A 12,720-nucleotide genomic window follows, 5' to 3' on the forward strand; every position below is an offset into this window, starting at 1 on the left:
CGCGTGGCAGAGATACTCGTAGTCGCAACGCAGCTTGCCAGTTTAAGACCCGCGCGAATATTGCACTAAGGTGACCCAATGCAGAGTTTGACCCGTTTCTTCCATACCTGTGTTTTTGCATTACTCTGGTGCTTGGCGGTCGCGCCATCGTTCAGTCGAGCGGCGGATAATACAGGGATTCCCGCAATTGCCGCTGCCTCAGATTTACGTTTTGCCCTCGATGATATTAGCCAAAAATTTACCAATGAAACTGGGCTAAAAGTAAAAATATCCTATGGATCATCGGGCAATTTTGCTACTCAAATCCAAAACGGTGCGCCCTATGAATTATTTTTATCTGCGGATGAAAAATATATTCAACAATTGCATAGTGCTGGCGTTGCCCGCGATGCTGGCGTGCTTTATGCCCAAGGGCAACTCGCTATTGTTGTACCTAAAACTGGTCGTTTGTCCGTTGATCCTGAACTTAAGGGGTTAGCCGACGCTCTCGCTGCAGGAAAAATTACCCGTTTTGCTATTGCTAATCCTGATCACGCTCCCTATGGCGAAAAGGCCAAAGAAGCATTGCAGTTTGTGCAGTTGTGGGATGCGATTCAACCTAAATTGATCCTCGGGGAAAATGTGTCCCAAGCAGGGCAGTTTGCGATTAGTGGTTCAACCCAGGGCGGGATTATTGCGCTCTCTTTAGCTATGTCTCCTACTTTTGCCAAACATTGTGATTACGCCATAGTGCCAGCAAAAATGCATAGTCCACTGTTTCAGCGTATGGCATTAATGGCCAAGGCGGGTGAAACAGCTCAGCATTTTTACGATTATTTAAGAGCCGATAGTGCTCGTCGTGTTTTGGCCGATTATGGTTTTTCATTGCCAGAGCAACCATGATGGATTGGCAGGCACTTTGGTTATCGGTCAAGCTGAGTGGCATCACAGTTTTAGTGTTGATTCCTTTAGCTATTTTGGCTGGACGGGCATTAGCCTATCGTCAATTTGTCGGCAAATCTTGGGTCGAGGCGCTGATCATGGTGCCCTTAGTATTGCCGCCAACTGTGATTGGTTATTACTTGCTGGTGGGGCTTGGCAGTCAAAGTTGGCTCGGACAATGGATTGAGCAAGTCATGGGTCAGCAACTCGTGTTTCACTTTTCTGGTCTGGTTATCGCCTCCGTTTTAGTTAATATTCCCTTCGCAGTGCAGCCGATACAACGCGCCTTTGAAACTGTACCTAATGATGTTCGCGACGCAGCCGCTTGTTGCGGCATGAGTCGACTTAAAATTCTACTTAAAATTGAATTGCCTATGGTGTGGCCGGGTGTGCTAACGGCATTAGTTCTGTGCTTCTCCCATGTGCTTGGGGAGTTTGGCGTTGTGCTGATGATGGGCGGCAATATTGCTGGCGAGACTAAGACGATTTCGATTGCAATTTATGACAGTGTGCAATCATTCGATTTTAATGCTGCTGGCACTATGTCATTAGTCTTATTGCTGTTTGCCGTGACGGCGTTAGCACTAACAACCAGTCTATCGCGGCGTTTAGGAGGTCAGCGTGGCGCAAATCATCGCTGATCTGCAGTGTCAGATCCAAAATCATAAACACATTAAACTCAACGCCGATTTTCGCTGTAAAGCGGGTGAAGTACTTGCTGTGGTAGGGCCGTCTGGCGGTGGAAAAACCACGCTGCTACGGATGATCGCTGGGTTGAATCATCCCGATACGGGACAAATCCACTTTGGCGATCGACCTTGGTTTGATGATAAAGCGCGCATCGCCTTAAGCCCGCAGCAACGCCATATCGGTTATATGCCACAGCATTTTGGACTATTTCCTAACCTTACCGCCCTAGAGAATGTGGTTGCTGGGCTTGATCATATTCCCAAGGCTGAGCGCATACCGCGCGCGAAAGATTGGCTCGAACGGGTCAATCTACAGGGATTACCCGATAGATTACCGGCGCATTTATCGGGCGGCCAGCGCCAGCGCGTCGCCTTAGCGAGAGCGCTTGCCCGCGAACCGTCGGTTTTGTTGCTGGATGAGCCTTTTTCTGCGGTGGACAGGGAAACTCGCGAGCGTTTATACCTTGAACTTGCGCGCCTCAAAGAGCAGTTACTTTGCCCAGTGATAATGGTCACCCACGACTTAAATGAAGCCTTACTGCTGGCTGATTCGATGATTTTGATCAGCCAAGGCAAGATGCTACAGCAAGGTGCACCTTTCGAGGTGTTATCGCGGCCACGAAATGAAGCTGTGGCTAGGCAGATGGGGCTAAGAAATATTTTTGATGGTGAAGTGGTATTTCAAGACAGCACTAAAAATCTCACTTGGCTTAAATTTGGTGAGCAGCTAATTGCCTGCGACTATGGCAAAGATCGCCCTGTGGGAAGTCGAGTCCGTTGGGTTATCCCCAATCAAGGTATTCGTTTTAATTCGATTTCCAAAGGGCGTTTATGCCGCAGTTTTAATAAATTAGATGTCACGATCGACGCTATGCTGGTGATGGGCGAATCTGTTCGGCTTATCTGCTACGTCACTGGCACCCCATTACAACTTAACACTGAAGTCTCGCTGCATTTTGCCCAAAAGCTTGCTCTTACTAAGGGGATGCAAACTACGGTGGCACTCAAATCCGAACAAATTCATATTTTGGAATAGCGTGATATCGTAATTTAATAACGTTTTATACCGAGTAAATAGCATTCCTAAGATGATGAACACCAATGCACTGGTGGCGCTGCCATAGGCATAAGCGCTTAATGCTGCTATTAATAACAAGCTTAAGCTTATCCATCGTATGACTGGTTTCATTTGCGCTCCGATTTAAAAATACCGTTACCTGATGCTAAGTTATCTGACTTTAGTCGAGGGCGATTTATTTGCCAATCCCACTTTTTAATGACACAGATAGACTAAAATACCCGCTAAAATTCAATCCTCTTGATTCTAAATGGCGAAATTGAGGGTTATCACTGAAAATGTCATGTTTAAAAATCCTCAGATGATCAAAGCTTAATCTTGTTTCCATCGGTGTTTAAGCTGGTATTAGGTAGACTTAACACATTAGCCACAAAATGATTGAGTGTTTGGCTTATCAGCGATTTAGGTTCTGTTGACGTTGGATTTTAGATCAATTGATGGCCGAACCTGAGTTAACGCTGACACAGTGTGATGCTATATCCAGTGGTAAATTGTGAGGGATTAGCTTGGAATTGCATACAGGCGCAATAGGTCCATCGACTTCTAACTGATTGTCTCATAAGATACAAACTTAGCTGATTTATATGGAGGGGCCATGAGACTATGGTTGCTAGGATTCATGTTGGTATCTGGTGTCGCAACGGCGGCTCAGAGCATGTATTCGATGTTTGCGGGTGGAGACTATGTACCGCCGTTGAGCGTTATGCAGCAGATTGAAAAGGGGTTCTCCGGTGTGATTGCCGAATTTCATATGGAAGAGCAAGAGGGTGAATTAGTCTATCAATTTGAGTTGATTAATCCTTTAGCAAACTCTATAACGCGGTTTGAATATCGTGCCCGTGATGGTAAGTTACTGAAACAAAAGGCGAGTAAAGTAAGCGCCGATGATCTGGGTGAGGTTGAGGCAACGCGTATGATCGCGGCAAAAGATCAAACCTTTTCAGGTCTAATCATTAAGGCCACTAAAGATCATAAAGCCTTCTTAACCGAAGCAAAGTTAGACCACGACTTAGGTATCAGTTACTTAGAACTTAAGCTGCTAGACGATACGGGTAAGTTTAAGTTGGCCTTTGATGTCGAAAATTTACGACCGTTACCTTTACTCAAGTGGGATTGAAATATCTAAGTCAATCGAGTGCTCACACGAGTGCTCACACGAGTGCTTAAGATTGAGGAGCGCAACATACAGATGAAAATACTTTTAGTTGAAGATGATGCGACGACGATTGATTACATCGTCAAAGGATTTCTTGAGCAGGGTCACAATATCGAAACGGCGAGCGATGGCCATCAAGGTCTGTCACTCGCGACGAGTAGTCAGTACGATCTCGTGATCCTCGACCGCATGTTACCTCAACTCGATGGCTTAAAATTGCTGGCCGCCTTAAGGGCTACGGGTAATCAAACACCAGTGCTGATTTTATCCGCTTTAGCGCACGTCGATGAGCGAGTAAAAGGCTTGCGGGCAGGTGGCGACGACTATATGACTAAGCCGTTTGCTTTCTCCGAGTTATTAGTTCGCGCTGAAAAACTGATGCACCGTGGGCAATCTGTGCCTGTGACAACTGATCTCGTTGTTGGTGGTTTGAAGATGGAGTTACTGACCCGTAATGTCACTTTAGACGGGCAGGAGTTGATGCTACAGCCAAAAGAGTTCCAGTTACTTAAGTATCTGATGGAACATGCTAATCAAGTTATTAGCCGCACCTTATTGTTCGAAGCAGTGTGGGATTATCACTTCGATCCGCGCACGAACGTCATCGATGTGCATATCGCAAAATTACGCCGTAAATTTGAAGAGTTAGGCCATGGCGAGCTTATCGAAACCGTGAGGGGAGCGGGTTATCGCTTACGACAAAGGCATTAAGCCTTACCAAAGCAGCGCCTGGCGCATCACAATCGTTTTTTCGACCTTAGTGATAGTGATCATCGGGGCGTTGCTATTTGCCCTCTATCGGCAGTTGATCATCGAGCAGCAGTATCAAGTGACTCAATATTTAGAGTCAGAGACCCAACGTTATCAGCAACTTGCCCTAACGGTTGATCGCCGTAGTTTTGCCGCTCAAATCCGCGCCGCCGATCCACAAACGGCCCTGATCGCTTGGCGTAATAGCTACGATATGGTCGGTGCCTTGAGCTTTATGCCCGAAGGCATGCCCATGCTGCCGCAAACGCGGGATTTTCCTATCTTAACCGGTGGCCCGGATAAGCTGCATATTCTTACTGGCGGCCTAGTGATGACCCGCTACGGCCCAGTGTTGATTGCGACCCGTACCGATAACTTAGCGACGTTAATTGATAAGTTTATCAGTGCCGCCGCGACGGCTGTCATGCTTACCGTAGTGTTGACTTTAGCGCTCGGCTATCTGTTTTCTAAGGCGATTTTACGTCGATTAGTGCAATACAACCGCTTGAGTGAACAGATTGAACGCGGTCACTATGACACCCGCTTACCCTTGAGTTGGCGTCAGGATGAGTTCGATATGTTGGCGCTGCAGTTTAATAATGTGCTGGATATTCTCGAAAATAACCTGATGGCAGTGCGTGGTGCGACCGATAATATCGCCCATGATTTACGTACTCCACTGTCACATATCCGTATTGGTATTGAAGAGTTAGCGAGTAAGTCGAGCAATGAGATTAGCGAAGGTTGCGCCATTTTGACCGAGGAGCTCGATCATTGTTTAGCGACATTTGATGCCATGTTATCGCTCACGCGTATCGAAGAAGGTCAGCAGACACTCGATTTGCAGGAGCTAAGCCTAGCGCAACTGTGTACTGACTTATTGGATATGGCCGATGCTGTGGCTGAATCTAACGAGCAAACCTTGAGTTTATCGCTACTGACAGATCATAAGGTTTTTGGGGACAAATACTTATTATTCCAAGCCTTATATAATCTTGTCGATAATGCGATGAAGTATTCTGGCCAAGGTGCGCGGATTGAGATTATTCAGTCAGGCCCACAAATTCAGATCCGCGATAATGGCCCTGGTATTCCAGACGAGAGTAAAGAAAGAGTGTTCGAACGTTTAGTGCGCCTCGACCCTAGCCGGCATTTACAGGGCACTGGTTTAGGATTATCTATGGTCAAAGCGATTCTCTCACGGCACAATGCCAAAATTAATCTCACGGATAATCATCCTGGCTTAGTCGTCACTATTCAGTTTTAAGTCGATGATCCGCATTACAACGCCGAGTACTCCATGTATCGAATCATAGCCGATGAGGCTGATTTTATTGTTATTTCCAAATCAGCCAAAGTGCATTTCCACAGTCAGGATGGAACGGCGGGCGTGGTGGCGCAGGCTGAGCAAGATTTAGGGATTAAGCTTTTTGCCGTGCATAGATTAGACACACCCACATCTGGTCTGTTGATTCTGGCTAAGAGCGCGGTCGCCGCCAAGCAATTTACTGAGCTGTTTACCGCTCATAAAGTGCAGAAATATTACCTCGCCCTCGCGAAAGGCAAGCCGAAGAAGAAGCAAGGCTGGGTGATTGGTGACATGGCAAAGTCGCGTCGTAGCATGTTTAAGTTACTGCGGACTAAAGAGAATCCAGCGATTACGCAGTTTTTCTCCTTGAGTGTTGGTGAGGGGTTGCGTTTATATTTGCTTAAACCCCACTCAGGTAAAACCCATCAATTAAGAGTTGCCTTGGCGAGTTTAGGTGTACCCATTTTAGGGGATGATTTATACGGCGGTGGGGCAGCGGATCGGTGTTATCTGCATGCCTATTGTCTGCATTTTCGCTATGGTGATGACGTGACAGGTTGGCGTGATTACGCTTATCGGGATTTGCCGACTCAAGGTGAGCATTTTGACGCTGAAGGTGTCACTGAGGCGCTAGTTTCATGGCGTGAGCCCGATACTTTGGCTTGGCCTGCGAAAGGAGATTAATCTTTGCAGCGTTATGTTGCAAAAGCCTAGCAAGCTTGGCAAATACGGTCTCGACCCTCAGATTTTGCGCGGTACATAGCTTGGTCTGCTTGAATGAGTAGTTTGTCAGGTTGGCATCCTTGATAAATCGTGGCGTAACCTAAACTGGCATGAATTTTTATCGTAACACCTTGCCAGATAAATGAATTGTCCTTAAGTACTTGATGCAATTTCTCGGCGACGACTCTGGCCGCGGGTGCATCAGTCGCGGGTAAAATCACCAGAAACTCCTCTCCACCGTGACGACATAGGGCGTCATTTTCTCGCAATACCGACCCAAACAGTCTCGCCGCCGTCAGCAGGGCGAGATCGCCCGCATCGTGCCCGTATTGATCGTTGATATCTTTAAAATGATCAAGATCCAATAAAATCATACTGTAAGGTACTTTATCCCGCAGCCAGCGTTGATGGATATTGTTTAAAAACTTATGCATAGCACGGCGATTCCACAGGCCTGTGAGTTGGTCCCGCTCCGCTAACATGCGGATTTTACTGACAAGCCGCGTCATGGCATTACCTATCATCACGATATTGATCAATAGGGCCAGAAATACATAGAACCAAAGCACAGGTATGGCTTCTTGCGTGTGCATGGCGATAAACATCGGACTTTCTTCGGGAGAGAGTAAGGCGATAAAGATACGAATGATAAAAATACCCACCATGGCGACTAAGGGCATGGCCATAGCGATGGCAACTCGATTTCCCGTATCGCGTTTGATGGCAAGATAGTTATCTCGAGTTAACATGGCGAAAATGAGCGCGGCGCAGGCTGAGAATGCGATGGCCAAAATGCGTTCGGAGCTGAAATTAGGTGGAACCAAAAGCATCACACCAGCGGTGAGTGCTAAAAGAATAAGATCCGATTTTACGCTGGGCTTGAGTCTAAAAAGCGCCTTCGTTCCCCAACGCGCTAGAATGAAGCCAAATAAAATCGCCATATCCGAGCAGAACCAAAAAAAGTAACTGGAGGCTTCGGTGCGTTGGCTGTTGAGTATTATGCCAAGGAGGACGAACAAGTTCGCCAGAGAAAAGCGCATACTGGCTTGAGTGGCAATTTTTAAAGGTTGTGCAATGAGTCCCCATGCGACGGCAGCCGTGCTAGTAAGCAGGCAAATAAACTTGATGAGTAATAAGGCTTGGGGATCAAATATCATTCTTTTACTTCATATTTTTCTTTAACTATAGATGCTTTTAGGGATTTTCGGTTGGAGTTTACTGGTTATCTTAGTCTACTCTGGACAGATAATGGGTTGAATATCCTTTTTCATTTTAGGGAATGGTAAGGGCCTTCATTTAGGTTGTGACTGGGATTATTTACGCTTTGCAAACTAAAAGGTTTGCAAATTCTGAGTCTTCCTGCGAAGTTAGATCTTGTTGATTTGCCTACAATCTCCGTTTTGAGGATGTTCTGTTATGGATACAAATAAACTACTTTTAGTCATTATTGCGATTTTATTGCCCCCAGTTGCTGTATTTTTGAAGGCGGGAGCGGGTAAAGATCTGCTAATAAACATCGTGTTATGTTTACTGTTCTGGTTCCCTGGTTTATTACACGCACTCTGGGTTGTGACCAAGGCATAATTTGCTTTCTTCCATACAATAAAAAAGCGCAATGTAATTGCGCTTTTTTATGTTTCAAAATGGGCCTTTCACTTAGAAAGGCAAGGTGTAGCCTATTGTTGCAGTACGTCCCATCCCTTTGAAATAACGATCATTTGTACCCATGGTTTGTGAGTAATAATTGAAATAATCCTTATTAAATAGATTTTGCAAACCTAGGCTCAGGGTGCCAGTGTAAAGCGGCATAGAGAAGGAAGCATCGACTGTCGTGTAGCCATCAAACTCTGCATACTTATTGCCCGCCGCGTTTTTAAAATCGCGGTCCATGTAGTAATTGGCTTGAACACGAGTCGACATGTCATTATCGAAGTTATGGGTCCAGAACAGGTTGATACGGTTGGGTGAAATATTTGCACCATCGAGATCGGTATCGACTTGGTTATCACCATTTGAATCGTATTCGCCCTGCTGGAAGGCGATATTCATGCCGAGATCATCATTGCTGGTGAGGTAGGCGGTGACATTGGCTTCGATCCCATCGATCACACTTTTTTCCCGCTTCACGTCGTAGAAACCATCACTATTTAAGGCTAAACGTGAACCAAAATCAGTGGCCGAACGATAGTAAGCTAGCTTGGCGCTTAAGTATTTACCTTGGTAATCGGCGCCGACTTCGACGTTATCTGTGACGATCGGCGTGAGTGCCAATGAGTCATCTATGCTGGGATTGTCGCCGGGGAAGCTTTTACCATCACGCAGAATTCGGCCGATATCCGGCATGCCAAAACCTTGGTTATAGCTGGTATAAACGCGAATGTCTGGGGTGATTTTGTAGGAGATACCGACGTTGAATAAGGTTTCATCGAAGGTGGCTGAGCCACCTGCAATTTGCTTATTACCCGCACCCCATAGGGTTTTGTAGTCGTCGACACTTAACTCGGCATGTTCGTAACGAACACCGGTCGATAAGGTTAGATTTTCAATTAGATCATAATCTAACTGTAAGTATGGCGCGACGTTGTCATAGGTGCTTTCAGGCACCCATGAGAAGCCCGTTGTCACTAAATCTTGCTCTGTGGTATCGCGGAAAAGGTCCACACCGTAGGCGGCATCAATGCCTGAGCCGGCAATATCCTTAGCAATCAATGAGCTTTTTAAACCCCATTTAACTGAAGAATTACGGGATTGCTCGTAGTACAAGCTTTCGCCTTTACTGCCGACACCGCACTGGATCACTTGGTCGCTACCTTCGAAGGAGGGGTCGTAGAAACTGTCGAAACAACCGCCACCATAAACCGCTTTAAAATCTTGATTAAAGAGTTGCAGGCTAAGTTGTTGGCCGCCAATATTGGCATGGGTATACGTTAAACTAGTCGTGGTCACTTGATTGTTGGCCGCTTCCCATGGCTGAGTTTCCTTAACTGCGCCCGTGGGCACGCCATTAGGCTTATCACCAGCGACAGGCATCCAATCGCCATTGTTGTCTGCATTGTAATGGTTAACCATTAATTCAAGGCGAGACTCATCGAAGTTATGGCCAAGCTTGATGAAGAAGTCTTTGCTTTGACTGTCCATCGACTCGCCTTGAGTCGTGTCTACGCCCACAACGTCGTGGTTGGCATCGTAGTACACACCATTATTGCGATAGCTAACCGAGCCTATCATATCGATAAATTCAGACTCGCCAGAAAACGCATAGCTGGCACCAAAGCTTAAGCCGTTGGATTTCATCGAATCAGGAACTGTCACATCGAAACTCGCAACCTGTTCGCTGTCGCCAGTGGGCTTTTTAGTGATGTAGTTGATGATGCCGCCTTGGGCACCGAGACCGTGCATCGCATTGGCACCGTGAATGATTTCAATACGCTCTATCATGGCAGGATCGATAGTTTGACCCGAACGCCCTCCACTGCGAAGTGGGTTCGATTGCGGTACGCCGTCGATCATAATCAATGGTGGACGACCACGCAGGGTTTCGCCTGTGTTACTCATCTTCTGGCGACTTGGTGAAAAGCTAGGCGCTAAGTTACCGATAATGGTCGATAAATCTTTAGTGGTGCGGAACTGTTCTTCTAACTGGGCGCGGTCAATGATAGTGACGGTATTAGGGATCGAGCTTGGGGATTTATCCATCCGACTCGCGGTGACAGTTATTCTTTCAATATCTTTGTTTTTATTTGTTCCCGCATCGGATGCTTCTTGTGCCACAGCGGATTGGGTGAGTGCCGCAAAGACGGCGAGAGCAACAAACGAGGTTTTGAACGTCATATAACTTCCTGCTAAGGGGTGGATTTGCTACACCGAATTCCTTGGCATTAGATTCTTCCGTTAAACAACATTGCAAATGATAGTGATTTTTATTCTGACGCGATTTTAGGGCAGGAATTACGGCTTGTCTAGTTGTGTATTCGCGGAAATTGCGCAATTTGGCGGCAGTATTCAAAAATTGCGACACAGCACTCGGTATCGAGATTTAACCTCAAGGGTTACCCAGTGCGAGTTCATGCCGGTCAGCCCGCGCCTTACTTAGCGTTTGGCATAGCTTTCGCGATCTGATGATTTGGGCGCAGGCTTGATGACTTGGCTTGAAAACGCGGTTTGTTAACTAGGCTTGTTAATTTGGTTAGCGTTGGGCGTGGGTTTGATGGCCTGAGACGATCTGACTTAGTGCTTTCGATTGTCTGGCGTGCAGCTGGAAGGCTATAATCGCGCCCCTTTTTTCCGTATCTGCATTGGTGCCCTGATGAACCGTAAAAAGAAGATAAACCAAACCTTGAAGAGCAAGGCGAAAAAGGCCAATGCTAAACTGCAATCGAGTAATAAACCTAAATATATTGCGAAGGCGGATAGGGAAGCATTAGCTGCAGGGGCCGATAGCGAGTCGCATGCTGTTGATGCTGCAGCAGTTAACCCTGTAACTCTTGATAGTGAGTCTGCAGAATCATAAGTCTCCGTTCATTTCTTCGTATAATGTGACGGCCATGCTGGCATTCAGTGAGCTTGCCTACTGAACCCTCATTTGTAGTTGATATTGTCGTGAAGCCGCTATGTTACTCATCACCTAAGTCTTAGTGTGTTTCTAAGTAGCTGATGGGATTTTGATAAAAGGCCTTTTTATAACCTTGGGTTGAAGTATCTATCAGCCAAGGTTTAGGCAATAAGCTCAAAATGGAATAATGCAAATGTGGCGGTTTACCTTGAGCGTTACCCGTATCGCCGACAGTACCCAGCGTTTCACCTTGGTGGGCAATTAATCCCGTTGTTGATTCAATTTGCGCTAAATGGGCGAAGTAATGAATTTGCCATTTAGGACCTAGACCAACGACCACATTGCCTCCTTTAAAGAAGTCGCCTCGATAGAAGATCAGCATAGGCGTTGGCGCAATCACGGCGGTGTTTTTGGCGGCGAAAATATCTATCCCCTTATGTACGCCCGATGGGCCCCAAGGTTCATACCAAAAGGTTTGGCTGTTCCAATCTTTACTGCTGGCGCCTTTTACCGGGATCACCGGTGACTCAGGGATCAGATAACCGCCAAGTAGCAGTAACGCGAGTGCTAATCCAACATATGTTAACTTCATTTTTTATCCTGCATTAAGCCTTAGTGCTTTTCTCAAGCTCTAATGAAAATCACTGAATTCCTGCCAATTTACGGGGTACTGTAAGCGTTCAGCCGCTGAAAGTGATAACCAATAGGGACGCCAAAAATAGTTGCACCAAAAATCGATATTCCCTTGAAGACTGCCGAGTGTCTCGGGACCGATATGGGGAAAGCTTTCCCAAGGGTGAGGTAAAGTCGATTTGAACGCAATCAGTTGTTCTAATAGTGCTTTGTCGTTGCTGATTAAACTGACGCAGATCCCCGCAAAATCGGCATATTGGTGGAGCTGCAAACTGGTTGCTTGGGTAGTATGGATTATCAGACCATTAAAGCTGGCGGCATGTTCGGGCAATACCGCAAAACCTGCATTGCCGATTAACGTATCTAAGGTTTGCTTGCCTTCTAAGGTCAGTAAGCCGTGAACTTGATAGGCATAAATATCGGCCTGCACTATTGGTGCCACTAGCGGATAGGCTTGGTTTGTCGGCAAGTCGATGTCGGGCATTTGCGCTGGATGAAAAATGGCGGCTAAGTCAGCTTGCCGCCCTAGTGGGCTGTTGCCATGAAAGGCGCGATGAAGGTGTTTCTTAAGCCAAGTGAGCACAGACATGAGCGCGACCATATAAGGTGAATGTTAATTGATCATGGCGTATCTAAAGATTCAAATCACTAATCTACTTCTGGCACCTGCGATTTTACTCATCTGCATACGGCCAGCTTGAAGCATTAATACCGTTAATTCAGTTGGATATTAAAAATGACAAGGCAAGCGATTTTATGCCTGTAACTAAGCTGTCGTCTAGGGTTTAGCGTTAGCAGGAAGAAGCTTAATACTTAAGTTGTGAGCTTTTGAGCGCTGGCAAATGGGAATCTGTCGAATGGTAAACCGCAGTGGCTCTCCAGTCTTGGAGAACCACTTATTCAATGTTC

13 protein-coding genes are annotated in these 12,720 nt (G+C 46.3%); 9 read left to right on the plus strand and 4 right to left on the minus strand.

Going from position 1 to position 12,720, the window contains the following annotated elements; translation table 11 throughout:
* Positions 1-78 precede the first annotated feature (78 nt).
* From modA to Q4Q49_RS17515, 7 genes are all read left to right on the plus strand, one after another.
* Complete coding sequence (gene modA, locus Q4Q49_RS17485) at positions 79-882, plus strand: molybdate ABC transporter substrate-binding protein (RefSeq protein ID WP_311999968.1); 804 nt, start codon at positions 79-81, stop codon at positions 880-882.
* Positions 882-1,562, plus strand: coding sequence for a molybdate ABC transporter permease subunit (gene modB / locus Q4Q49_RS17490; RefSeq protein WP_105251087.1), 681 nt, complete (start codon positions 882-884; stop codon positions 1,560-1,562). Before modA ends, modB begins: the two co-directional genes overlap by 1 nt.
* Positions 1,543-2,646, plus strand: coding sequence for an ABC transporter ATP-binding protein (locus Q4Q49_RS17495; RefSeq protein WP_173497784.1), 1,104 nt, complete (start codon positions 1,543-1,545; stop codon positions 2,644-2,646). Before modB ends, Q4Q49_RS17495 begins: the two co-directional genes overlap by 20 nt.
* 637 nt (positions 2,647-3,283) lie before the next feature.
* On the plus strand, positions 3,284-3,805 hold the full coding sequence (locus Q4Q49_RS17500; RefSeq protein ID WP_131524044.1) for a hypothetical protein: 522 nt from the start codon (positions 3,284-3,286) through the stop codon (positions 3,803-3,805).
* A 72-nt stretch (positions 3,806-3,877) separates the two neighbouring features.
* Complete coding sequence (locus tag Q4Q49_RS17505; RefSeq protein WP_006079763.1) at positions 3,878-4,555, plus strand: response regulator transcription factor; 678 nt, start codon at positions 3,878-3,880, stop codon at positions 4,553-4,555.
* 49 nt (positions 4,556-4,604) lie between these two features.
* Complete coding sequence (locus tag Q4Q49_RS17510; RefSeq protein ID WP_263164950.1) at positions 4,605-5,861, plus strand: HAMP domain-containing sensor histidine kinase; 1,257 nt, start codon at positions 4,605-4,607, stop codon at positions 5,859-5,861.
* Positions 5,862-5,894: 33 nt separating this feature from the next.
* Entirely contained in the window at positions 5,895-6,587 is a 693-nt protein-coding gene (locus Q4Q49_RS17515) for a TIGR01621 family pseudouridine synthase (protein ID WP_263164952.1), read from the plus strand.
* Between the two features lie 26 nt (positions 6,588-6,613).
* Here Q4Q49_RS17515 and Q4Q49_RS17520 read toward each other — a convergent pair whose 3' ends face one another.
* Positions 6,614-7,783 (minus strand): GGDEF domain-containing protein, encoded by a 1,170-nt coding sequence (locus Q4Q49_RS17520; protein ID WP_263140820.1) that lies wholly within the window; start codon positions 7,781-7,783, stop codon positions 6,614-6,616.
* 259 nt (positions 7,784-8,042) lie between these two features.
* Here Q4Q49_RS17520 and Q4Q49_RS17525 point away from each other — a divergent pair, with 259 nt between their 5' ends.
* Positions 8,043-8,210 (plus strand): YqaE/Pmp3 family membrane protein, encoded by a 168-nt coding sequence (locus tag Q4Q49_RS17525; RefSeq protein ID WP_006079767.1) that lies wholly within the window; start codon positions 8,043-8,045, stop codon positions 8,208-8,210.
* Between the two features lie 72 nt (positions 8,211-8,282).
* On the opposite strand, the gene Q4Q49_RS17530 is transcribed toward Q4Q49_RS17525, so the two are convergent.
* On the minus strand, positions 8,283-10,457 hold the full coding sequence (locus Q4Q49_RS17530; RefSeq protein ID WP_311999969.1) for a TonB-dependent receptor: 2,175 nt from the start codon (positions 10,455-10,457) through the stop codon (positions 8,283-8,285).
* 475 nt (positions 10,458-10,932) lie between these two features.
* Between Q4Q49_RS17530 and Q4Q49_RS17535 the strand changes: the two genes are divergently transcribed.
* Complete coding sequence (locus tag Q4Q49_RS17535; protein WP_014615425.1) at positions 10,933-11,136, plus strand: DUF2986 domain-containing protein; 204 nt, start codon at positions 10,933-10,935, stop codon at positions 11,134-11,136.
* Positions 11,137-11,257: 121 nt separating this feature from the next.
* Here the strand turns inward: Q4Q49_RS17535 and Q4Q49_RS17540 are convergent, their stop codons facing one another.
* Entirely contained in the window at positions 11,258-11,770 is a 513-nt protein-coding gene (locus Q4Q49_RS17540; RefSeq protein WP_006079770.1) for a M23 family metallopeptidase, read from the minus strand.
* Positions 11,771-11,809: 39 nt separating this feature from the next.
* Entirely contained in the window at positions 11,810-12,412 is a 603-nt protein-coding gene (locus Q4Q49_RS17545; protein ID WP_311999970.1) for a hypothetical protein, read from the minus strand.
* Between the last annotated feature and the right edge of the window lie 308 nt (positions 12,413-12,720).

It is taken from the genome of Shewanella sp. SP1S1-7, from assembly GCF_031932105.1.
Lineage (GTDB): Bacteria > Pseudomonadota > Gammaproteobacteria > Enterobacterales > Shewanellaceae > Shewanella > Shewanella baltica.